Genomic DNA, 22,785 nt, shown 5'->3' with positions numbered 1-22,785 from the left:
ATCAATAGGTAAAACCATAAAGGAAAAAGCATGACTTTACAGGGAAAAACAGTGTTTATGTCGGGCGGGTCGCGCGGCATTGGTTTGGCGATGGCGAAAAAGCTGGCCGCCCATGGGGCGAATGTCTGTATTGCCGCCAAGACGGCAGAACCGCATCCAAAGCTACCCGGCACGATTTACACCGCCGCCGCCGAGATTGAAGAGGCAGGCAAAGCCCACAGCGTGAAAGCCTTGCCTGTGATTTGCGATATTCGCGACGAAGCCAATGTGGATAAGGCTGTGGGTGAGTGTGTGGATAAATTTGGCGGGGTTGATATTTGTATTAATAATGCCAGTGCGATTTCTTTGACCCCGACCACGGCCACGCCGATGAAACGCTATGACCTCATGAACGGCGTGAATGCACGCGGCACCTTTATGCTTTCGCAAAAATGTCATCCCCATTTAAAGAAATCCAACAACGCCCATATCCTTAATATTGCGCCGCCGCTGGATATGTCGGCCAAATGGTTCAAGCATCACACGGCCTATACAATGGCAAAATACGGCATGAGCCTATGCACCTTAGGGATGGCCGAAGAATTTAGAAGCGACGGTATTGCGGTTAATTCGCTTTGGCCGATGACGTCGATTGATACGGCCGCCGTGCGCAATGTACTGGGCGGGGACAGCATGGCCAAAATGAGCCGCACGCCAGAGATTATGGCCGATGCCGCCTATCACGTTGTGACACAGCCCAGCGCCGATTACACAGGCCAATTTGTCATTGATGAATTTATTCTGGCCGATACGGGCACAACAGATTTCAAACAATATAATCAGCCGGGTTATGACGGGCCGTTGGCGGCGGATTTCTTTGTGCCAGATGCGTGGCTCAAGAAATCAAAATCCAATGTCATGCAGCATCCGGGCTATAAATAATGGCAACACTGAACGAGCTCGATCCAACGCCTGAGCAGATCAAGGCCTTTCTGGGTCACGCCAAAGCGGGGCAACCAGTGTTTATGCTGAACCTTTTAAAGTTCAAAGACCGCGCGACGTATAAAGACGGCCAAAGCAATCCTGACAACGATATATCGGGCCGCGAGGCCTATAACCGCTATGCCAGCGCTTTCGCGCAAATGGTCAAAGACAGCAGCATTGACGGCGGCGCTGTGTTTGGCGGCGCGGCCAATGCGATGTTAATCGGGACGGGGGATGAATGGGACGCGGTGGCCATCTTTGAATATCCCGACGCCCAGACCATGTTTGATACGGTCAGCAGTGACGCCTACCGTAAAATTCATAAACACAGACGCGCAGGCCTTGCGGGGCAACTGTTGATTTCATGTGATAATAGCGGAGTATTTTAAATGAGCCTCGAGACACAAACCTTGGAGACACAAACCTTGGAAACACAAACCCTGCTGGTGAACCGCAAAGATTTTGCTGAAGTCGCCCTGGTCGATAGCGATCTTGGCGCGCTTGAGCCTGATCATATTCGGCTTAAAATTGGCCCTTGGGCGCTGACCGCCAATAATGTGACCTATATGGTAACGGGCGATCAAATCGGATATTGGCATTATTTTGACCCCGCCCATTACGACCTGATGATCGAAGAAAGTGATGACGTGCGCTGGGGCCGTATGCCGATTTGGGGCTACGGCACAGTCACCGAAAGCCGTGTTGATAACATCACAGTAGGCACGCAGATTTACGGATTTTTCCCTGTTGCGGGGGCGATGGATTTGAAGCCCGTCAAACTATCCCCACGCGGATTTCAAGACGGCGCGGATCACCGCACGCAACTCCATAGTGTTTATAATAGCTATAGCTTCACCAAAGCGGACCCCAGCTTTGGCGCGCATCAGGATTTGCAGCCCATCTTGCGGCCCTTATTTACAACCAGCTTTCTCATCGATGATTTTCTTGCACGAGAGAATTTCTTTGGCGCGCAGCAAGTCTTGCTTCTATCCGCGAGCTCCAAGACCGCGCTCGGCACGGCCTTTTGTTTAAAACAACGCAGCAATATTAATGTCGCGGGATTGACCGGTGCGGGGAATAAAGATTTTGTCGCGGGTACAGGGTTTTATGATGATGTCATCGCTTATGACGATATCGCCTCGCTTGACCCGTCTGTGAAAACGGCTGTGGTTGATATGGCGGGGAACGGCGAAGTTATGGCCAGCGTCTACGCCCATTTCGGCGAGAATATCGTCTATAATTGCATGGTCGGAAAATCCCATTGGCAGGGTGTAAAACCGCCCAAAGTCACAAAAGGCGCACCAGCCGTCATGTTTTTTGCCCCCGACCAAGCCAAGCAACGCTTTGCCGATTGGGGCGCAGACGGCTTTGCACAGAAACTTGGTGAACGCTGGATGCCGTTTTGCGATAGCGCGAGTGACTGGCTATCTGTTGAGCATGGCAAGGGCATAGAGGCGGTTTTGTCGACCTATAAAGACCTGCTGAACGGGGTTGTTGACCCGTCCAAATCCACCCTCTTTTCCCTATAGGAGCCGTCATGAGCTACCAATGTTTCACCGTTGATATTAAAGACAATATCGCCCACATCGTGATGAGCCGCCCTGAAAAGCGCAACGCTATGATTACGGCGTTTTGGGAAGAACTGCCCGCGATTATCCGTGATATTGATGAAAACGCCAAAGCCCGCGTGATTGTCCTATCCGCAGACGGGCCTGTTTTTTCTGCGGGTATTGATATTGGCATGTTCACCGATATTGCGGGCCCAACGGATAAAAACCATCCGCAATACGGCGCTGGGTTTTACTCTAATGTGAAGCGCCTCCAAGACAGTTTCACCGCGATAGAGCAATGCCGCGTCCCCGTGCTAGCCGCTATTCAAGGCGGATGTTACGGCGGCGGTGTTGATCTTATCACGGCGTGCGACATGCGTTACGGCACAAAGGACAGCTTCATCACGATTTACGAGATTATCGTCGGTATGACTGCCGATGTCGGGACGTTCCCGCGTATCTTAAATCATATGCCCGAGGGCATCGTGCGAGAGCTGGCCTATACGGGCCGAAAAATGATGGCGAATGAATGTAAGGACCGCGGACTTTTCAACGCGGTCTATAAAGATAAAGAGGCGATGATGACCGCCGTTATGGATATGGCGCGCGACATCGCCGCAAAGCCACCGCTGGCGGTCTACGGCTGTAAACGCGCCATTACCTATTCGCGTGACCACGACACATCGGACGCGCTGGATAATATTGCCGTGTGGAATATGTCGATGTTAATCCCGTCTGAAATGATGGAAGCCATGCAAGCCAAAGCGCAAAAACGTGACGGGAAGTTTGAAGACCTGCCGCCCATCAAGAGCGCATAGTCGTGAGCGACCGCCCCATCCGCCTTTATGGGGCGAAAATTTCGATGTTCACGGGTAAGGTTAGATCTTATCTGATCAAAAACCACATCCCCTTTGAAGAGGCCGCCGTCTCTGACCCGCATTTCGTAAACCATATTGTGCCCAAAATCGGGCGCAATATTATCCCCGTCATTGAAACGGCAGACGGCACGATTGTCCAAGATACAACCGATATTATTGATTATTTTGAAGCGCATGTGTCGCCGCGCGTCAGCGCCTATCCGGATGACGCCCTCACCCACTTACTTGCGCTTATATTTGAAGTTTTTGGCGATTTGGGTCTCACCCGCCCCGCCATGCATTACCGCTGGAGCTTTCCAGACCAGACCAACGGTTTCATCACTCACGGCTTTAGCGCAGGGCTTGGCCCTGACGCTTCAGAGCAGCAGCGCGCGGGCGTTGATAAGGCTATAAAAAAGTTCTCTGGTTTTCTGCCGATGTTAGGGGTCACCGCGGAAACAATTCCAGAGGTAGAGCGCAGTTATTTAGAGCTGCTTAGCCTCCTTGATCCGCATTTCGTGCGGCATCCCTATTTTTTGAGCCCGCGTCCGACCATGGCGGATTACAGCATGATGTGTTCGCTTTATGCCCATTTAGGGCGCGACCCTGTTCCGGCTGGCTTGATGAAAAATCACGCGCCCAATATGTACCGTTGGACGGAACGGATGAACCTGCCTCATGATGATTTATCCGACATGCCTTATTATTCGCCCAGTGAGACTAGACCAGAAACCTTGGGGCCAATCCTTAGCTATATTGGGCAATATTTCATGCCACAATATCAGGCCAATGTAGAAATTTTAAACGCCTTGCCCGTCCCCATATCTGGCACACGCGCCTCACTCCATCCCAAGTTTTTCGTCCTTGGTATGGCCAGTTTTAATCATGGTGATGTTTCGATAACCTCCGCTGTCACGCCAATGATGTTTTATATGAGCCAACGCGTCAGTGATTTTTACGCCACATTGTCAGACACTGAGCAATCAAAAGCACGCGATTATCTCTCGCCTTACGGCTTAGAAGGCTTGCTAATATCAACGGCCAAATACCGCGTGACCCGCAAAGACCACTTAGAGGTTTGGGAATAACCTTACGGCCGCGCAATGCCCCAATAATTATAAGAAAGCACTTTCGGGCCAGGGATATACATCTGCTCTAATTGCTCAAATCCAATCCCAGCCGCTTGAAACAAGTCGGGAATATCACGCCCACTATGGCAGCCGCCCGCCAGCTTTTTCCACAGCGGATCGATACGGCCTTGCCATTTTTGAACAGAAACATCAGGAGCCATACCGTGTTCAGAAAAATAAATCGCCCCACCCGGCTTTAAGATACGCGCCATTTCACGCAACGCCCGCACGGGATCGGGGATTGTGCAAAGCGCATAGGTCACCACGACACTGTCCACCGTATTATCATCCATCGGAATCTGCTCGCCCGACAGGCCAATGCGCCGCACGGGAATGGGGCAGGCTTCGCGCATTGTTTTAGACCGTTTCCAGATGTGGTCATCAGGGTCAACGCCGATAATTTCTGTCACATTTTCAGCATTATAATGGGGCAAGTTCAATCCAGACCCAATCCCAATTTCCAGCACACGCCCGCTTGCCAGTGGGACAATCTTTTGGCGCTGTTTGGAAATCGGTTTCACCCCGCAGGCCTTATTGAGGCAAAAGGGCAGCACGTGTTTTTGATAAAATCCCATGCTTACACGCTAGCCCAATGCGGCCAGAAAAACGAGTCTGACTTTCAGCTATCCGCCCATTGATAATCGCGGCCAGAAACCGTAAGGCGGGCTATGTCACTGATTAAGCCCATCGCGTTTTACTTGCCGCAATTTTACGAAACGCCGTATAATAATGAATGGTGGGGCGAAGGCTTTACCGAATGGAGCAATGTCGTCCCGGCCAAGCCCCTGTTTGACGGGCATTATCAACCCCATTTACCCGCCAAAAATAACGGTTATTTGGACACATATAATCAAACAGAGCTAGCGACATTACGCGCACAAATCGATCTAGCCAAGCGCTACGGCGTTTACGGCTTTTGTCATTATTATTACTGGTTTGGCGGCGAGCGTGTGCTTGAAAAACCCACAGACCTCATGCTCGCCAATCCTGATTTGGATATGCCCTTTTGCCTGTGTTGGGCGAATGAAAATTGGTCGCGGCGTTGGGACGGGCAAGAAAGCCATGTCTTAATTGCGCAAGATTATGATCCTGACCGGTATGATGAATTTGCCCGTGACCTTACGCCCTATTTATCCGATCCACGTTATATCACGGCGGGCGGTAAGGCGCTGTTTCTGATTTACCGTCCTGACGAAATCCCAGAGCTACCAAAATTGGTGCAGGCCATTAAAGCCAAAGCCAAAGCCTGTGGTCATAAAGACGCGATGGTTGTCGGGGCCGAAACCTTTATCCAGCCTGGACATTTTAATGACCCGCGCAAATCTGGCATGGACGGCGCGGTAGAATTTCCGCCCCACGGCGTGGCAGCGCGTATGTATTATCTGCGCGACGCAAAGTCCGAGGAAAGCGCACGCGCCAAACCGCCAGAGGCCCGCAAAGCGGCAAATGATTTTGATGGCCGTATCTTTGATGCCTTTGAGGCCTATGCCAATGCCTTGGAACGGCCCAAACCAGACTACCCTTTGTTTCGGTCGTGTTTTCCGTCATGGGATAATACCGCGCGGCGCGGCACATCGGCGACCGTTTTTGCTGGCTCAAGCCCCGCATTATTCACCCATTGGGTCAGGGCGCTGTCGGATTGGACCGTACAACATGGTGATCCCAAGGCCCCATTTATATTTGTCAATGCTTGGAATGAATGGGCCGAAGGCGCGCATTTGGAACCCGATCATATTTACGGTTTTGACTATCTTGAGGCCCTTAAGACAGGCACGACTTTGGACAGGCCCATCGCTCATCCATTTAATTGGACGGATCAAAGCGTTAAAGGTCTATGGCAGTACCGCGAAACCGCTCGGCAAGATTTGGGCGCGCAAGCGGGTCTTAATGACGTGAGCGCGCGGATGGCGGCGGCTGACATAAAGCCAAAGTCAGAGCCGCCTTTTTGGCTGGATATTATTGATCTGTCTTATCTCGCCCTGCCCGAACATGCCCCGCGCGAACAAATCTTGCCCGATATCGGCAAGACCAAAGAGGTGGTGGACGATATGCGGCGTGCGGGCAGTTGGCACGGCGCGAAGACGGCCATTTGGCGGCGTTTTAATCACGCCCATCCTAAAACGCCGTGGCAGAAATTCACAACTTGGGTTTTCCGCGTTGTGCTTCGCAAAGGCTAGGCTTTGCCGTCCAGAACCTTTTGCAAATAAACGCCGTAACCGCTTTTCTTGAGCGGTTTAGCCAGCGCCGCTAATTGGTCACGATCAATCCAATCATTGCGAAAGGCGGTGACCTCTGGGCAACAAATCCGTTGGCCTTGGCGTTCTTCAATCACAGAGACAAATTGCGCGGCTTGCAGCAAAGATCTGTGCGTGCCCGTATCGAGCCATGTTGTTCCGTCGCCTAAAATCTCGACGCGCAAATCACCGTGATCCAGATAGACTTGGTTGAGCGCTGTGATCTCAAGCTCCCCCCGCGCGGACGGCGTTAGGCGCTTAGCATAGTCAGAGGCCTTGTTATCGTAAAAATAAAGCCCCGTGACGGCATATTGGCTATCAGGGTCTTTGGGCTTTTCGACCAGAGAGACTACATTCATATCGTCATCAAACCCGACGACCCCGTAATCAGACGGGTTTTTCACGCGGTAGCCAAAGACACTCGCGCCATTATCGCGCTGACTGGCTTTGCGAATAGATTTGTTAAAAGCCGCGCCAAAAAATAAATTATCCCCTAGAATAAGCGCGCTGGGCGCACCATCCAAAAAGGGTTCTGCAATGATTAGCGCCTGGGCCAAACCATCGGGGCTTGGCTGCACAGCATAGTCAATATTCAGCCCCCAGCGCGTACCGTCTTGGAGCAGGTTTTCAAAGGCAGGCTTGTCATGGGGCGTGGTGATAATCAGAATGTCGCGCATCCCTGCTTCCATCAGGACGCAAAGCGGGTAGTAAATCATCGGCTTGTCATAGACAGGCATCAACTGTTTAGAGACAGAAATAGTGCTAGGGTGAAGGCGTGTACCGCTCCCCCCTGCGAGGATGATCCCTTTGCGTTTCATCATATGTCCCTGCGTTTGGCGGGGCTTGATCGCGCCCTATGCGCGTGCTGTCACCCACTCTTTATAAGCGTCTTTTAACCCGCTCTGCCAATCGGGTAAAGCGCCGAACTGGGACTCAAATTTGGTTGTCTCTAGCACGGAATAGGCAGGACGGGCCGCAGGGGTCGGATAATCGCGGCTTGGGATATTATTCACCGTCACGCTGTGGTCGCGGTGACGGGCCGTAATGTCAAAAATTGCGCGCGCAAAATCGGCCCAGCTGATCGGCGCGCCTGTGTTTGACACATGAAAAACGCCGCCCACATCACCTCGCATCACGGCTGGCACCATATCTAGAACCGCACGCGCAAGATGGCCGGAAAACGTTGGTCTGCCAATTTGGTCATGCACCACAGAAAGCATGTCGCGCGTGCCGCCTAGTCGCAGCATTGTATTAAAAAAATTGGCGCCTGTGCCGTCATAAACCCAACTGGTTCGCACAATGGCAGCTTGGGGATAAGCGGCTGTTACCGCCTGCTCGCCCTGTAATTTACTGGCCCCGTAAACGCCCAGTGGATCTGTGGGCGCGTCAACGGAATAGGGTGTTGTTCCCTGCCCGTTAAACACATAATCCGTGGAGATATGGATAAGCGCGATGTTCTTATCAGCGCAAGCTTTGGCGATAATGCCCGGCGCGACAGCATTGACGGCAAAGGCTGTATCGCTATCTGTCTCCGCCGCATCTACCGCCGTATAGGCCGCTGCGATTATCACCGCGTCAACATCCAAGTTAAGGATAAAATTTTCGATCGCGTGAGTGTTCCAAGTCAAATCCAGCGCATCACGGCCATAATATTCCGCATCTGGCGCGCGGGCGGCCATCGCTTTGGCAAGCTGACCCGTCTTTCCAATAACCGCGAGACGCATTATGTTTTTAGCCCAATGCGATCACCAAATTGTCCTGCCTTGACCAGCGGTCGCCACCAAGTCTCATTATTCAAATACCAATCTAGCGTCGCCTTAAATCCGTCATTCCACGCAACCGACGGCGTCCATCCCAATTCATTTTTAATTTTATCTGCGTTAATCGCATAGCGGCGATCATGACCCGGACGGTCGTCGACAAATCCAATAAGGGATTTATGGTCAAACCCATCATCTCGGTAATCATCCACCAGTGCGCAAATCGTATGCACGAGCTCTAGATTCGTGCGTTCATTATTACCGCCAATATTATAAGTCTCGCCCAATTTTCCGCGCGATAATACTGTTAAAAGCGCGTCTGCATGATCATCCACATAAAGCCAGTCGCGAATATTATCGCCTGTCCCGTAAACAGGAATAGGCTGTCGATGTAGCGCCTTTAGAATGACAACAGGAATAAGCTTTTCAGGGAATTGATACGGCCCGTAATTGTTAGAACAATTGGTTATCACCACGGGAAATCCGTAAGTGCGCGCCCAAGCCCGAACGATGTGATCAGATGCCGCTTTGGATGCGGAATAAGGCGAGCTGGGGTCATAGGAGGTGGTTTCGCTAAAGGCGGGGTCGTCGAGCGAAAGATCGCCGTAAACTTCGTCTGTGCTGACATGGTGAAAGCGAAAGCTGTCTTTCTTTGTCCCCGTCAGGCCGTCCCAATAGGCGCGCGCCGCTTGCAACATATTAAACGTGCCAATGACATTGGTTTGAATAAACGCCCCTGGTCCGTCAATCGAACGATCAACATGGCTTTCGGCGGCCAAGTGCATCACCGCATCCGGTTGGTGCGTATCAAACACCGCGCGCAGAGCCGCAAGGTCGCAAATATCAATTTGCGCAAAAGCGTAATGCGGGCTTTGATCAACCGATTTCACATTGGCCAAATTGGCCGCATAGGTCAAAACATCGACATTCACGACGCTATGCCCCAAGGCCACGGCTTGGCGCACAACGGCTGAGCCAATGAAACCCGCCCCACCTGTGATAAGAATTTTCATGCGATTATCTTTGTCTTATTTGACCGTCAAACTAACGCGCATGGGCCGTGTTTAAAAGACTTATGTGAAGGGATTATTCCAGTCTTTCATCAAAGGCGCGCGGGCGTCTTTGGTTGATAAAACGACTTGGGATGCGTCAAAGCCGTGGACCCTGCCCCAATCAATAGCCAAATCTGGATCGTTCCAAGCCACATTGCCGTCACACTCTGCCGCGTAATAATCCGTGCATTTATAATGCACATAAGTCTCTGGCGTGAGCGTCGCAAAACCGTGCAAAAATCCCGCTGGCACGAAAAGCTGATGACAATTATCCGCCGTCAATAACGCCCCTACCCATTGTCCGAATGTCTTTGAGCCTGTGCGAATATCAACAGCGACATCCATCACGGCCCCTTGAGGACAGCGCACGAGCTTGCCTTGGGCATGCGGCGGGCTTTGATAATGTAGGCCGCGGACCGTATTGGCTTGCGAAGAATAGCTTTGATTGTCTTGCACAAAAGGCGTGGTCACCCCTGTGGCATCGGCAAAGACATTGGCGCGAAAGCTTTCCATAAAATAGCCGCGGTCATCGCCGAATTGTCGCGGCGTGATGAGGTAAACATCGGGGATATCGAGCGCTTTAAATTGCATGGCTTTGGATAGTCAGCCCCCCCAATCGGGTCAAGCGAAAGATGCCCCTAGCTCGCAGTGAGTCAATTCCGTCACCAATCCATTCACCAATCCATTCTGGGGCCAATCAATTCTGCCGCTAATCAGTCGTGGCTCATGCGCAGCGTACTATCCATAGCAATCAGGCCCGCATCGCAATCAGACGGGTCAGTGCCGTCCATCACGCGAAAGGCGAGCATATCTACAAGCCTATGCAGAAAATCCACTTCGCCCGCGCTCATCACGCCAGAAGTCATAAAATAGGGACCAGGGCGAAAGACGCACCGAAAATCAAAGCTGATTTTAATGGTCTCCCCCGCTTTCACGGAAGCAATAATGCGCGGATCGGTCAGGCCCTTTTGCGCTTTCATGCGGCGGTTATGACTGCCTGCAAGGTCTACGCCTTCTTTGGTTTTTATCATCATGCCAACGACGAAATTTTTCTGTGACTTTGTGAAATGTAAATCATAATGCAGCGCGTAACGCCGCCCGACGGCCAGATTGTTCACGCGCTGCCCCGCCGCGTTCAATATCTCGGCCCCTGATATTGTCGCGCCTTTACTCTCATAAGACACGGTGGATTGAGAGATAAGGCCTGGATCAAACCATGACGGGTCCATTATATCGGCTGTCGCCGCGTTGATATCTGGTACGGTATCACCGTCATTATTGTGGCTATCGACTGCGTCGATTTCCACTGTAACGGCGTCATTATCCATTGCTTTAATCTGCGCGCGCACGGGCACGGCGGCTTCGCCTGACAGATTAATCAAGCGTTGATACTGCCCGACGACGACTTTGGGGTTGCCTTGTAATATCGCTTCCCCGCCGTCCATTAAAACTGCGCGGTCACAAAGCTTCACAATGGATTGGGCGCTATGGGAGACAAATAAAATCGTCGCGCCTTTGGCTTGTATCTCTTCAATGCGAGCAAAGCACTTTCGTTGAAACGCTTCATCCCCGACGGATAGCGCCTCGTCGACAACCAAAATATCAGGATCAGAATTAATCGCCACCGCAAAAGCCAGACGCACATACATGCCAGAGCTATATGTTTTCGCAGGCTGGTCAATGAAATCGCCAATATCGGCAAAGGCAGCAATCGTATCAAAGCGTGCGTCAATCTCGGCCTTAGACAGGCCAATAATCGCGCCGTTCATATAAACGTTTTCCCGTCCCGTAAAATCAGGATCAAAGCCGGCGCCAAGCTCTAGTAATGCCGCAATCCGCCCGCCTACAGACAGATTACCCGATGTGGGTTGCAAAGTGCCGCATATCATTTGCAACATTGTCGATTTACCAGAGCCGTTGCGGCCAATAATGCCCACAGTCTGCCCGCGCTTAATATCCAAATTAACGTCGCGCACTGCTTCAAAAACGCGGTAATAATTATCAGGCGTTTTCGTCACGAGCCGTTTTAAGCGCGGCACAATCATTTGCTTTAAGCGGTCTTCGGGCCGTTTGAACATCAGGTAATGTTTCGTCAGGCCCGTCGTTTTTATAATCGTGTCATCAAAGGACATCGGCAAATCCTTTGCGCGTTTTTTGGAAGATATATAATCCGCCAATACACATGATAACTGACACCGCACTGTAAATACCGAGCGCCGACCAATCGGGCATACGGCCAAAAACAAGAATATCGCGGATCGCGTTGACGGGCACAACAATGGGGTTCATCGCCACATAAGGACTAGCCCAATCGGGGATGACAGACGGCGGGTAAAATATAGGGGCGAGGAACATCATCGCCGTAACGAACGTGCCGATAATCTGACCAATATCGCGTAAGTAAACCCCAATAGCCGCAAGACCCCACGCAAGACCCACAATCATCACACAAAAGGGGATTAACACAACAGGGAATAAAAGCGCGGTTAGCGGAATACGGCCAGTGAGTGTGATAACCAGCACCAGTAAAATAATAAAGCTAATCATCGCATGAAACAGCGCCGAGCCCAGTGAGACCGGCACGAGAACCTCCAGCGGAAAGACGACTTTTTTGACATAATTACTATGCGATAAAATCAAGGTCGGCGCGCGGGTGAGCACGTCAGCAAATAATTGAAACACGGTTAGACCTGCGAATAATATCATCGCAAATTGCAAATTGGACGCGCCCGGCAAGGCGTCTTCCCAGCGCGCCTCAAACAATATGCCAAAGACAAATGTGTAAACCGCAAGCAAGATAAGCGGCGTGATCAGCGACCATAAAATCCCTAGCACAGAGCCGCGGTAACGTTCCGATATTTCACGCCTAATTAATTGCGGGATAATCACGCGGTATTGGCCTTTGGTCGCTTTTTGCTTATCTCGGCTCATGACGCGTCCACGCTAAATTGGGCAGACAGCTCTGCGATATAGGCTTTCGCTTTACCGCGCATCGGCTTTGGCACATCGTAATGAGCAGCGACATAATCTTGCATCGATTTTATCGCCTCTAACTCTGCACGGCCAAAACGAGACAGGGTGACGCTGTCATCATGACGACGATGTAGGTTTAGCGCATCGGACACAAAGGCAATATCCCCAAGCCCCAACATATGCACATAGAGCGCCCAATCGCCGGCGACACGGAATTGTTTAATATGGTCAAAATGCGCGTTCAGTATCGTGAGCAAAGTATCGCGGCGCATGAGGACACCACTCACATTGGGAATAGTGTTTTTGACCGATAAACCCTCGGTAATTTCGTCGTTCCCTGAACGAGTGTAATCCGATCGCCACTGCGTGGGATGAATTGCGTCGGTATAGCCATGATAATCAGCGGCTGTCACACGCCCATCCTTGTCGATTTGTTTAGATTGGCAATAGGCCATAACAACATTTTTTTTTCGCATCAGCGGTAATAATTTTGCAAGAAACTCTGGCTCTGCCAAATCATCGGCCTCTGCAATCCAGACGAAATCACCGCTTGCTGCTGCGACGCCGCGACGCCACTGCGCAAAGACTGAGCCGCTATTCTTTTCATTATCAAGGCGCGTTACGGGAATATTTAAATCAAGCTGAATGTCATCCATTACCGCGCGGCTGTTATCGGTGGAGCAATCATCAAGTAGGATTAATTCCGTCACAGGCACTGTTTGGTCCGTAACGGATTGCACCCGCGCAGGCAGATAATGCGCGTAATTATAATTGGGGATGACAACAGAAACAGACGGTGTTTGTGGCGCTGTCACAGCCTCCCCCAGAAGACCCAATAGTTTGCCGACATAACCCGTAAACGACACATCATCGCGGGCATGAAACCGGGCCGCGATATCATTGCGCATATTTGGCCCAGCCGTAATAAGCATACGCTTGGCTGCAGCGACAAGAGCCGCCACATCAAAGGCTGGCACGATATGCCCGCGGTGCGCATGGATTAAATCAACTGTGCCCGTTGCACCGTCAAAGCCAATCACGGGCAATCCCACATCAAGCGCCTCTAACACTGTGGAGGGATAGGGATCTTCGCGCGAGGTCAGTAAATAAACATCCGCCCCCGCATAATACATATCCGTGTCATCCACGCGCCCGGGAAGCACAAGGTTCCCAGCTTTGATTAGGGCACCAACGCGCGGTTTATAACGGGCTTGGGTATCAGGGTCATGATGGCCCATCCAAACAAATACAATGTGAGCCTGATTGACCGCCAGCGCCTCTGCGGCTTGGAGGAATAAATCATACCCTTTGCGGTGATCAGCATAACCAACCCCTAAAATTATGCGGGATGAGCGCGGTAGCCCGAGACTGTCACGCAGGTCATTGCCCGCCTTTGCGCGCATGGCCTCAGTCGTAAAGCGGTTGCGTTTATAGGCGCCTTGTGGACAGATGACTGCTTTATCGCCAAGCGGCCCCGTAAACTTTTGAAACGATGTCTGTACCAGAGGAGCGGGAAAGACGACCGTGTCGACATGGGCTGCAATAGCGTCGGCGTGATTGTCCAGATTATTATCGCGTATGATCTTTTCCAGCTCATGTACGAGCGAGACGACTTTAAACCCGGCCTTTTTCAAGATCGCGGCATAGAGGCCTGAGACTGTGGTGTTGCATATGGCGATATCGGCGTTCGCTTTCAGCGTCTGCGCGACATCGCGCGCCGCTGGGCTATCGGGGGCATGGCCTGATAAATCATGGAAATTATCTAGCGCGCGGTAATCATCCATCATCGGACCATCGCCGAGCGTAACGAAATCCACGCCATAGCCATAATCCTCTTGTAGTGTTTTGCGCAAGTTAAGCGACAATATCTGCGCGCCCATTGGATGGGCGTCATGGGTCACGATAACAATTCTTTTTTGGGACTTCGTAATGACCGCATCCACCGCGCGCTCTAGCGTGTCTTCGTCAAGCGCGAGAAGCGTGTCGCGTGTGGCGGTCAAATAAGCAAAGCCGTTAGAGGCATCCGGTTCCAAATGCGCACCTTCCGCCCATTCGTTCCACGCATTAATGAAAACTAACCTATTGCCTGCCGCGTGATTTTGCGCGCTATCGATCACAGCATTGCGCAGCCAATGGCTGTAACGCGCGGGCGTATTATTGATAAACACAGTCCCGTTTTTTTTGCGCCGCGCCGTATTATCCCATCCCGGACAGACAGAACGGAACAGCGGATAATCCTTGGTCCTATAATTATCAGACCGCGTAGGGAAAATATCCCAATCGTAAATCTTGCCTATGAAATCATCCGCGACATCCATAATGTGGTCGGTCACATCGGGCGGATTTGAATTGTTGGGCGGAAATTCCACCGCGCCGTCAAAGCCGTAATCGCGCGGGTCATTATTTTCAAAGCTTTGGGTATAGGCGAGATAAATATCGCCGACCCCATTATCACGGCACCAATCCCGCCACCGCGCAGCTGTTGCTTTGGCATCGGGCAGTTCAATCGGACGGTAAACCAGCAGCACAGGCTTTCCATCAATACGGCGATAGCGCGGATCTTTTAAATATTTGGAGACATAGCTGATAAAAGCAATATCATCTTCCGCGCTATGGTCTTGCGCCATAAGGACATCATCATCACGCCCATCCCAACGCCGCGACCAATTTTCATTCGCCCAGCACAGCATAAACGGCACATCGAGTGTGGGGTCATCAAGTAGATTTAAAAGCGGTTGTTCCAACAATCTATGGCCCGCGAACCAATAAAAGTAAAAACAGAACCCTTCAACACCGTGCGCTTTGGCCATCTCTATCTGACGGGCCATAACCGACTTATCCGTGAGATCGTAATAGCCCAGGCCCGCAGCGTCGTCAGGTATATGCGGTTGGTCATGGCCGCTAAATTGGGCCTTAGCGGGGCGGACATTTGTCCATTCCGTAAACCCCTCGCCCCACCATTTATCATTCTCTGCAATGGCATGAAATTGGGGGAGGTAAAAGGCATAAAGGCTAGCGGCCAAACTGTTTGGCACATCCCGCATAGTCGGCGACACATAGTGCGGAGCGATTGGAGACATATCGCGCGGCGGCGCTTCGGAACTGGCTGTGGCCCTCACCTGTGAGCCACGGCGAAACGCTCTAAGGGGTGCGGTCACGCGCCAAGAGCGGCTACGTTTCATCTGAGCCAGTTCGGCCTCAAGACGTGCAGACTGGTCCTGTAAGGACTGGCTTTGCGCGAGAGCGGTGCGCAAGCCCTGTTCAATCTGTAGCCGCTCAGCTGGTGATAAGGCCTGTGCCGATGGGTTTTTGTTCAATAAATCTAAAAGGGATTGCAGCGATGATGTAACGCTCACGGGGCTGCCTCCTTTTAAAATCCAGGCCGTAGGTGACCGATGAAATGACGACGCAAAACACCGTATATTGCGCCCAAAGTCAATGATTTAGACGCGGTGAGCGCTGCTGATAAGGACGCTATTTTCAAGGGTCCCCGATAAAAACAGCCTATATATTCAGGGCGCAATGGGTTAAGCAAAATTATGATTAAAAACGTCATTCTAATTTTGGGTATGCACCGTAGCGGCACATCGGCCCTGACGCGGGTTATGAACTTGTTGGGGGCGAGCCTGCCTAAGACATTGCTGGGGGCGAATGAAGGCAATGCGCGCGGCCATTGGGAAAGCCAAAAAATAATTGATGCCCATGACGCCATGCTCACAGAGCTTGGGTCTGATTGGCGCGATTTCCGGACCTTAAAAGACGCCATTGGAACGCGGAAGAGAAAGGCGTTAATCGACGCTATGGCGGATATGATTGAGGCGGAGTACGGCGCGTCAGAGACCGTCGCGATTAAAGAACCGCGCATTTGTCGGTTTACGTCCCTATATCTAGACGCAATTGCGTCTGTTGGGGCAAAAGTGCACGTCATTATCCCTAGCCGCAATCCATTAGAAGTGATGAAATCGCTTAAGTCGCGTGACGGTATGGATGAGCAGTCTGCGCTGTTTTTATGGCTCACCCATATGTTGGAAGCCGAGCATGACAGCCGTAATGTATCGCGGAGCTTTGTCGATTACGCTGATTTTCTGGACGACCCCATTAAGGAAACAAAGCACTTAGTTAAGGACATGCCTTTTAACACGCCCCATACAGTAAAGGCTGTCGAAAAACAGATTATAGATTTCGTCAATCCGGACCTAAAAAGAGCCGCCGCTAAGCTTGACGATGTCAATCAGCACCCGATTGCGAAGACATGGATAGCAGAGTGTTATCAAGCCTTTTTAGTCCTGACAACAACACCAAAATCCAAGACCACTTTGGCGACATTGGACCGCATACGGTCAGCCTATTATCCTGCGATTGATATGATACGGCTCATTCAGCACGATTTCACGGAGAAATTGGCGAAAAAAGATAACGACTTGGCAGACAGTGGCGATGCCTTAGTCAAACTTGCCAAAGAGCATGAGGCGGCTTGGGCGATGGAAAAAATCAAGACGGACCAACAGATAAAAACCCTCAGCGATGAATTTGAAGCGCGCTACCATAAAGAAAAAGACGTAGCGGAAGCAAAATTTCAAGCAATGCGCACAGACATGACAGCTCAAATTGATAGACAAAAATCAGAGTTTCAAGCCCAATTCGACACGCAAAAATCAGAGCATGAAACTCAAATTAACACGCTCCAATCTGAGCGCGCCTTTATGCAAAATGAGTTTGATGCCGTTATTTCAGATTTGGAAAAAACCGTATCTGATAAAGAGGCGGCCTTATCAGCGGCTTATCACGAGCTACATGCGGTTCAGGAAAACCTGCACGCTGTGCTTAGTTCCAGCAGTTGGCGCATGACACGGGGTTTGCGCGGGGTTATTAATAAGCTACGCGGTGCGCCGTCACCTACCAAGGCTCTGCCAGAGCCACAAATAGCGCCGCGGATTACCGACGACCGCTAGATGATTGACTGTAAACGGCAGGCAAAAATAAACCGGGCCTAAGCCCGGTTTGTTCGTCATTATAGGTGACGTTAAATTGCTGTGAAATCAAACAGATCGATTGACGCCATGGCTTCATCCATCGGGCCATCAAAGAATGGGTTGTCAGCCATAAAGAGCGAAACTTTTTCTTCAAATGTCACGGTATCAACGCCTGTATCCAAGATACCAAAAGTTGCCGCGTCATAAAGGACCTCATCACTGGCCACGGCGGTTTCATCTGTATCAAAATCAAAGCTATCGGGCGCTATAACGTCATCCAGCGTCGTATTTGACGCCTCGCTAACATCGGCTTTGTCTTGACCGCCCGTGACAACAAATTCGAAATTGGACGCTGTGAGGCTGCTTGCTGTAACGCCTTCAAGTGTGATGGTCGCACCACTGGTGAAGGTGATCACTGTGTTGGCTCCAGATTGCGCGATAATGGACTGCATTTCGGCAAAGCTATCAAAGGCTGCATCGTTGCGCACGCGGATGATGTCACTGGCGACATCAAAATCTGTCACCGTATCTGTCATACCCGACGTATCAGTAATCAGCGTATCAATGCCAGAGCCTGTGATAATTGTATTTGTGCCCGTGCCGCCAACAATCAAATCGTTACCTGCGCCGCCGTCAATAAGGTCATCGCCAGCATCGCCTGAGACAATATCATTGCCGTCGCCGCCGTAGACATCATCATTACCATCGCCACCAAAGGCCCGGTCATCGCCTTCGTTACCGTTAAGAACGTCGCGTTCTTCTTCGCCGGATAGGATATCGTTACCTTCGCCGCCAAATAGCTGATCGCCACCCGTACCGCCAACAACAGTGTCATTACCAGCACCGCCAAAGACAAGGTCGTTACCAGCACCACCAATGACGTCGTCATCGCCGTCTTCGCCGTAGACAAAGTCTTTGCCGTCGCCCCCGAGGATACGGTCATTGCCGTCACCGCCGAAGATAGAGTCAGATCCGCCTTCGCCGTTTAGCGTATCATTACCGATACCGCCATTTAGGCCGTCATCACCGTCGCCGCCATTAAGGATATCATCACCCTCGTCACCGCCAAGTTGATCATTACCAGCATCGCCGTTAATGGTGTCATTGCCTTGCTGGCCCGCAACAATATCGTCGCCATTATTGCCAGAGACCGTGTCATTGCCAAGGCCACCGAAGACTTCATCATTGCCTTCACCGCCGTTGACGCTGTCATTACCATCGCCGCCCGTTAGCTGATCATTACCGTCATTGCCGTTGACATTGTCATCACCGTCGCCGCCGTTCAGAATATCATCGCCGCCGTCACCTGACAGAATATCGTTACCCGCGTCACCAATGATTGTATCATTGCCGTCACCGCCAGACACAACATCATCGCCGTCATCGGTAAAGATGGTATCATCACCACCATTACCGAGAATGGCGTCATTTCCTTCGCGACCCGCAAGCGTGTTATTCGCATCATTGCCGATAATATTGTCATTACCAAAACCGCCAATCGCAAATTCAATAATCGTGTTGCGGTCAATAGACAGCAAATCATAAAGCGGCGTGCCGTCATTTAGATTAGTGTTATCACCAATCGATGAGAACGAACCGGGGAGCAATGAAATAACTTGGTCTGATGTAAAGTTACGCAGATCCAGAATGTCTTCGCCGCCCGTGTCGTAAATCGCCACAGAAGGTGGACGAATACCTTGGTCAAAGAAGGCTTGGAAATCATACGCACCGCCGACGGTTGAATTAAATCCGTAAACAGTCGCGCCCTCACGCGTGCCGTTTTCATTCACACCGTAAAGATCTTGAATGGCAAGAATATCAACCATGTTAAGGCCGAGGACCAGACGCGGCGTACCAAAGTTATTTCCTTCGCCCTCACCTTGGTCATTATATGACATGACCGAGTAGTTCCAAAGGTCATTGGCAAAGATATTATCAATGCCGTAATCTGCCGAGCCGTTATAAGGCCCACCGTGACCAAGACCCAGTGCATGGCCAACTTCGTGGATGTATGTTTGGAAAGAATAGCTGTTAAACTCTGTCCCGTAAGTCTCTAGCCAGTCTGTTGAAATATTGACAGTGGATGACGTGATAACCCCATTACCAGAAGATGTGCGGGCAAAAGCCCCTTCTTCGTCATTAATAAAGGTGAGATTGGCAACCTGGCCGTCCTGAACTTCAACAAAGTTTAAGGGCGTGACTTCAGCCCATAACTGCATTGCTGCCACAGCAAAAGCCGCGCCTTCAGCAGAGAGAGCACTTGTATTATAAATAATTGTGTCAACGCCCCATGCGGCGCGACGACCAAAACCATCCGTTAGGAAATTTGCGAACGTGTCGAGCGATACATCAGGACGGAAATTGCCTTCATTGGCATAAACTGTGTAGTCACCAAATCCTGCACCGAAGGCTGAGGCCCCAAGATAATATGTGCCTGATGCGTCAGCTGTGAACATAATACGCGATAATTGCGATACAAATTCGCCCTCTGCATCCAAAATATCATCATTATTGGCCAGCTCTACGCCAGTACCATCATATAGATAGAGCCAAGGGTCGGTTAGCGGTTGGTCGCCGTCACGAATTTGGAAGAATGTATAAGTAACGCCAGCTTCAAGTTCTATCGCGAACCAATCTTGTTCTGGATTTTGCGGGTCTGTAAACTCGATGCTTGATGACACTGAACCGTTCACGTCAATGGTAGCGGTCGTCGTCGTATCACCAGCAACATCACCGTCCATAAAGACAGCCGACGTGCCAGGCGCCGTAGAAAACGTGCCGCCATTGCCAAAACCACCCAGGACAGGGGCTGTGATAACGCCAGGCCCATCAGACGGTGTGTCCATCACGTAAAGGCCATCCGCATCGCCGTCTAAATATTCACGTGGAATAAGAATTCCAGTTCCATCAGGATCAAGCAGCGCTAGCTTGTCACTATTACAACCTGTGCACCCGCAACAGCCCGCAGCCGCATCTGTATCACTATGATTACCCCGGTCTTCATCGCCTTGAGGTCCCAAAAATCCATTGTAATAATCAAGCATAGTCATCCCTATTTTTGTAATATGTCGGTTTACCACAATAAACCTTTGCTCCACCGATACACACTCTGATTGAAAAATCCAATCACAGTTTCATGATGGGCTGTAAAATGCGCGTAAATGACCCATATTTCAGAGTAAATTACGCGTTTGTAAGGGTCTAGCCCCGCTTTAAACGGGTCAAAAGTTCAGCTAATTGGTCATCTGTACGGTACTTTAAGCGTAATTCACCGTTGGGGCCGCTGTGCCGCAAATCAACGACTAATCCCAAAGCGTCACGAAGTTCAGCCTCTACGGCGCGAATGTCAGGCGATTTCTCACTACGTGACGGCGGAGCGACGGATCCCAAAGCTTGCTCATCGGCTTTAGCAGCCTGTTTTTTCAAACGCCGCACCCAATCCTCTGCGTCACGTACGGATAGGCGCTTTTCAATGATATGCTCTACCAAAGCGTCTGGGTCGGGTGCGGCCACTATGGCCCGAGCGTGACCCGTTGAAATCTCCCCGGTTTTTAAGGCCTCTTGCGCGCGCGCAGGCAATGTCAAAAGCCGCAACATATTAGCGATATGCGGGCGGCTTTTCCCGATCGCGTCAGAGACGTCTTGTTGGGTGCGGCCAAATTGATCAATAAGAGCCCGGTAAGCTTGGGCCTCCTCCATCGGATTTAAATCTGCGCGTTGAACATTTTCAATGACACCAATCTCAAGAACTTCTTGGTCTGATAAATCCCGCACCAAGGCCGGCAAAGAGGAAAGCCCAGCTTTTAAAGACGCCTGCCAACGGCGTTCGCCTGCAACAATTTGGTAAAGCGCCTTGGACGGTGAAGCGCCCTTGGTCTCGATCCGCGCGCGGTCAGGAATAGGCCGTACCAAAATCGGCTGTAAGACGCCCTTGTCTTTAATTGATGCCGTTAGCTCAGCCAAAGCCGTCGTATCAAAATATTTGCGCGGTTGATCGGGGTTGCGCACTAATTGGTCAATTGCAACAACACTAATACCACGTGATATTTTCTGTCGTTCTGTCTGTGCCAAAGCCGCATCAGTCTGCGCTGTTAAAGGGCTGTCGACTTTATTATCAGCGACTGAGTTGTTTTCCGGACCAACGTCCGACGTCTTTTTTTCATCTGTCTTTTGGTCAGCTTCTGGCACTAACAAATTAACATCCGCCATTAAGGCTGATAATCCACGTCCCAATCCCCGATCCTTTTTACCAAACACAGTCTTATCCCCTTGCCCTGCCGTCTTGACTTCAGCAGTTGTGGCTTCTGTCGTTTTGGCGCCCGACGAAACGTTAGCAGATTTTTTCTGATTTGCAGATGATTTTTTAGACGCGACTTTTTTGGGTGTTTTTTTCTGAGTCATAAGAACCTCTATAGTTAGGGTTAAACGGTCACTGCGACCCTAAATCAATGCGCCGATTTACGCCTAGAATGGCGCGCCAGTAATTCATCAGCCAACGCCATATAGGCCAGCGACCCCGCACAATCGGGATCATACATCATAACGGGTTTGGCAAAGGACGGGGCCTCAGCAATGCGGACATTGCGCGGTATAACCGTATCAAAGACCGCACGACCCAAATGTTTACGCACATCCGCTGCGACTTGTCCCGACAAACGGTTACGGCCATCAAACATCGTCAGCATAACACCTTCAATAATGAGATTGGGATTAATATTGGCCTTCGCCATTTCCACGGTTTGCAAGAGTTGCGACAACCCCTCCAGCGCATAAAACTCGCATTGCAGCGGCACAATAACACTATCCGATGCAGCCAAAGCGTTCACTGTCAGTATGCTTAGCGAAGGGGGGCAATCGATCAATATATAGTCCCAGCGCCCTGTATCGGTCGCCGTCCCTTCCCCTGTCTGCGCTTGTGTCAATGCTTCGCGCAAACGTGTTGTGCGTCCTGCAGCATTACCAATTTCCAATTCAGCTGCCGCCAAATCTATATCAGAGGGCACAAGCATTAATCCTGGCACATCGGTTTTAATCGCGACATCCATCAAATTCGCACCATCGACCAATATATCGTAAATAGAGCTTTCGCGGCCAGCACGCGGAATACCCAAGCCTGTTGACGCATTACCCTGCGGGTCAATATCCACAAGCAGCACTTTTTTACCGCGCATAGAAAGAGCCGCAGCTAAATTAATCGTCGTCGTCGTTTTGCCAACACCGCCCTTTTGATTAACGATCGCGATTGTGTGTGGTGTTTTCATATCGTTCAGGGCCGTCTCTAAGCGTGTCATTT

At 50.9% G+C, this 22,785-nt stretch carries 18 protein-coding genes; 7 read left to right on the top strand and 11 right to left on the bottom strand.

Annotation, left to right across the window (positions count from 1 at the left end; translation table 11 throughout):
* The first annotated feature begins 30 nt into the window (after nt 1-30).
* The 5 genes from AB6B37_RS14765 to AB6B37_RS14745 are packed head-to-tail and all read left to right on the top strand — an operon-like array spanning nt 31 to nt 4,458.
* A complete protein-coding gene (locus tag AB6B37_RS14765) occupies nt 31-921 on the top strand; it encodes an SDR family oxidoreductase (protein ID WP_371396614.1) in 891 nt (296 codons plus the stop codon).
* On the top strand, nt 921-1,352 hold the full coding sequence (locus AB6B37_RS14760; protein WP_371396613.1) for a DUF1330 domain-containing protein: 432 nt from the start codon (nt 921-923) through the stop codon (nt 1,350-1,352). Before AB6B37_RS14765 ends, AB6B37_RS14760 begins: the two co-directional genes overlap by 1 nt.
* Nucleotides 1,353-2,492 (top strand): DUF2855 family protein, encoded by a 1,140-nt coding sequence (locus AB6B37_RS14755; RefSeq protein ID WP_371396612.1) that lies wholly within the window; start codon nt 1,353-1,355, stop codon nt 2,490-2,492.
* Nucleotides 2,493-2,500: 8 nt separating this feature from the next.
* Nucleotides 2,501-3,331, top strand: coding sequence for a crotonase/enoyl-CoA hydratase family protein (locus AB6B37_RS14750; RefSeq protein WP_371396611.1), 831 nt, complete (start codon nt 2,501-2,503; stop codon nt 3,329-3,331).
* Nucleotides 3,332-3,333: 2 nt separating this feature from the next.
* Nucleotides 3,334-4,458, top strand: coding sequence for a glutathione S-transferase family protein (locus AB6B37_RS14745; RefSeq protein ID WP_371396610.1), 1,125 nt, complete (start codon nt 3,334-3,336; stop codon nt 4,456-4,458).
* Between the two features lie 2 nt (nt 4,459-4,460).
* On the opposite strand, the gene AB6B37_RS14740 is transcribed toward AB6B37_RS14745, so the two are convergent.
* Nucleotides 4,461-5,075 carry a class I SAM-dependent methyltransferase gene (locus tag AB6B37_RS14740; RefSeq protein ID WP_371396609.1) on the bottom strand — a complete coding sequence of 205 codons (615 nt, stop codon included), beginning with the start codon at nt 5,073-5,075 and terminating at the stop codon, nt 4,461-4,463.
* Between the two features lie 93 nt (nt 5,076-5,168).
* Here AB6B37_RS14740 and AB6B37_RS14735 point away from each other — a divergent pair, with 93 nt between their 5' ends.
* On the top strand, nt 5,169-6,677 hold the full coding sequence (locus tag AB6B37_RS14735) for a glycoside hydrolase family 99-like domain-containing protein (RefSeq protein ID WP_371396607.1): 1,509 nt from the start codon (nt 5,169-5,171) through the stop codon (nt 6,675-6,677).
* Here the strand turns inward: AB6B37_RS14735 and rfbA are convergent.
* The 7 genes from rfbA to AB6B37_RS14700 all read right to left on the bottom strand — a co-directional run bounded on the left by rfbA (nt 6,674) and on the right by AB6B37_RS14700 (nt 15,875).
* Nucleotides 6,674-7,552, bottom strand: coding sequence for a glucose-1-phosphate thymidylyltransferase RfbA (rfbA, locus tag AB6B37_RS14730; protein ID WP_371398466.1), 879 nt, complete (start codon nt 7,550-7,552; stop codon nt 6,674-6,676). The two genes, AB6B37_RS14735 and rfbA, sit on opposite strands and share 4 nt — an antisense overlap.
* A gap of 36 nt (nt 7,553-7,588) precedes the next feature.
* The gene (gene rfbD, locus AB6B37_RS14725) at nt 7,589-8,458 is read right to left on the bottom strand and encodes a dTDP-4-dehydrorhamnose reductase (RefSeq protein WP_371396606.1); all 870 of its coding nucleotides are present in this window, start codon (nt 8,456-8,458) and stop codon (nt 7,589-7,591) included.
* Nucleotides 8,458-9,507: a dTDP-glucose 4,6-dehydratase gene (gene rfbB / locus AB6B37_RS14720; protein ID WP_371396605.1), complete on the bottom strand. Its 1,050-nt coding sequence runs from the start codon at nt 9,505-9,507 to the stop codon at nt 8,458-8,460. The genes rfbD and rfbB overlap by 1 nt, the downstream gene beginning before the upstream one ends.
* A gap of 60 nt (nt 9,508-9,567) precedes the next feature.
* A complete protein-coding gene (gene rfbC / locus AB6B37_RS14715) occupies nt 9,568-10,137 on the bottom strand; it encodes a dTDP-4-dehydrorhamnose 3,5-epimerase (RefSeq protein ID WP_371396604.1) in 570 nt (189 codons plus the stop codon).
* Nucleotides 10,138-10,259: 122 nt separating this feature from the next.
* Nucleotides 10,260-11,678, bottom strand: coding sequence for an ABC transporter ATP-binding protein (locus AB6B37_RS14710; RefSeq protein ID WP_371396603.1), 1,419 nt, complete (start codon nt 11,676-11,678; stop codon nt 10,260-10,262).
* A complete protein-coding gene (locus tag AB6B37_RS14705; protein WP_371396601.1) occupies nt 11,668-12,477 on the bottom strand; it encodes an ABC transporter permease in 810 nt (269 codons plus the stop codon). Before AB6B37_RS14705 ends, AB6B37_RS14710 begins: the two co-directional genes overlap by 11 nt.
* Entirely contained in the window at nt 12,474-15,875 is a 3,402-nt protein-coding gene (locus tag AB6B37_RS14700; protein ID WP_371396600.1) for a glycoside hydrolase family 99-like domain-containing protein, read from the bottom strand. Before AB6B37_RS14700 ends, AB6B37_RS14705 begins: the two co-directional genes overlap by 4 nt.
* Before the next feature lie 183 nt (nt 15,876-16,058).
* Here AB6B37_RS14700 and AB6B37_RS14695 point away from each other — a divergent pair, with 183 nt between their 5' ends.
* The gene (locus AB6B37_RS14695; RefSeq protein ID WP_371396599.1) at nt 16,059-17,471 is read left to right on the top strand and encodes a hypothetical protein; all 1,413 of its coding nucleotides are present in this window, start codon (nt 16,059-16,061) and stop codon (nt 17,469-17,471) included.
* A 71-nt stretch (nt 17,472-17,542) separates the two neighbouring features.
* Here the strand turns inward: AB6B37_RS14695 and AB6B37_RS14690 are convergent, their stop codons facing one another.
* The 3 genes from AB6B37_RS14690 to AB6B37_RS14680 all read right to left on the bottom strand — a co-directional run bounded on the left by AB6B37_RS14690 (nt 17,543) and on the right by AB6B37_RS14680 (nt 22,783).
* Nucleotides 17,543-20,536 carry a matrixin family metalloprotease gene (locus AB6B37_RS14690; protein WP_371396598.1) on the bottom strand — a complete coding sequence of 998 codons (2,994 nt, stop codon included), beginning with the start codon at nt 20,534-20,536 and terminating at the stop codon, nt 17,543-17,545.
* 157 nt (nt 20,537-20,693) lie between these two features.
* On the bottom strand, nt 20,694-21,893 hold the full coding sequence (locus AB6B37_RS14685) for a ParB/RepB/Spo0J family partition protein (protein ID WP_371396597.1): 1,200 nt from the start codon (nt 21,891-21,893) through the stop codon (nt 20,694-20,696).
* Between the two features lie 44 nt (nt 21,894-21,937).
* On the bottom strand, nt 21,938-22,783 hold the full coding sequence (locus tag AB6B37_RS14680) for a ParA family protein (RefSeq protein ID WP_371396596.1): 846 nt from the start codon (nt 22,781-22,783) through the stop codon (nt 21,938-21,940).
* Between the last annotated feature and the right edge of the window lie 2 nt (nt 22,784-22,785).

Origin of the sequence: Fretibacter rubidus (assembly GCF_041429785.1) — a bacterium.
Taxonomy (GTDB): Bacteria; Pseudomonadota; Alphaproteobacteria; order Caulobacterales; family Maricaulaceae; genus Fretibacter; species Fretibacter rubidus.
The sequence above is the reverse complement of the archived record's forward strand: the minus strand, read 5'-3'. Positions and strand labels throughout refer to the sequence as shown.

Excerpts from the sequence above, each read along its gene's own strand:
- AB6B37_RS14740 (WP_371396609.1), bottom strand. The coding sequence starts at position 5,075 with ATGGGATTTTATCAAAAACACGTGCTGCCCTTTTGCCTCAATAAGGCC.
- AB6B37_RS14765 (WP_371396614.1), top strand. The coding sequence starts at position 31 with ATGACTTTACAGGGAAAAACAGTGTTTATGTCGGGCGGGTCGCGCGGC.
- rfbB (WP_371396605.1), bottom strand. The coding sequence starts at position 9,507 with ATGAAAATTCTTATCACAGGTGGGGCGGGTTTCATTGGCTCAGCCGTT.
- AB6B37_RS14760 (WP_371396613.1), top strand. The coding sequence starts at position 921 with ATGGCAACACTGAACGAGCTCGATCCAACGCCTGAGCAGATCAAGGCC.
- AB6B37_RS14680 (WP_371396596.1), bottom strand. The coding sequence starts at position 22,783 with ATGACACGCTTAGAGACGGCCCTGAACGATATGAAAACACCACACACA.
- AB6B37_RS14690 (WP_371396598.1), bottom strand. The coding sequence starts at position 20,536 with ATGCTTGATTATTACAATGGATTTTTGGGACCTCAAGGCGATGAAGAC.
- AB6B37_RS14705 (WP_371396601.1), bottom strand. The coding sequence starts at position 12,477 with ATGAGCCGAGATAAGCAAAAAGCGACCAAAGGCCAATACCGCGTGATT.
- rfbD (WP_371396606.1), bottom strand. The coding sequence starts at position 8,458 with ATGCGTCTCGCGGTTATTGGAAAGACGGGTCAGCTTGCCAAAGCGATG.
- rfbA (WP_371398466.1), bottom strand. The coding sequence starts at position 7,552 with ATGAAACGCAAAGGGATCATCCTCGCAGGGGGGAGCGGTACACGCCTT.
- rfbC (WP_371396604.1), bottom strand. The coding sequence starts at position 10,137 with ATGCAATTTAAAGCGCTCGATATCCCCGATGTTTACCTCATCACGCCG.
- AB6B37_RS14685 (WP_371396597.1), bottom strand. The coding sequence starts at position 21,893 with ATGACTCAGAAAAAAACACCCAAAAAAGTCGCGTCTAAAAAATCATCT.
- AB6B37_RS14710 (WP_371396603.1), bottom strand. The coding sequence starts at position 11,678 with ATGTCCTTTGATGACACGATTATAAAAACGACGGGCCTGACGAAACAT.
- AB6B37_RS14750 (WP_371396611.1), top strand. The coding sequence starts at position 2,501 with ATGAGCTACCAATGTTTCACCGTTGATATTAAAGACAATATCGCCCAC.
- AB6B37_RS14695 (WP_371396599.1), top strand. The coding sequence starts at position 16,059 with ATGATTAAAAACGTCATTCTAATTTTGGGTATGCACCGTAGCGGCACA.
- AB6B37_RS14755 (WP_371396612.1), top strand. The coding sequence starts at position 1,353 with ATGAGCCTCGAGACACAAACCTTGGAGACACAAACCTTGGAAACACAA.
- AB6B37_RS14735 (WP_371396607.1), top strand. The coding sequence starts at position 5,169 with ATGTCACTGATTAAGCCCATCGCGTTTTACTTGCCGCAATTTTACGAA.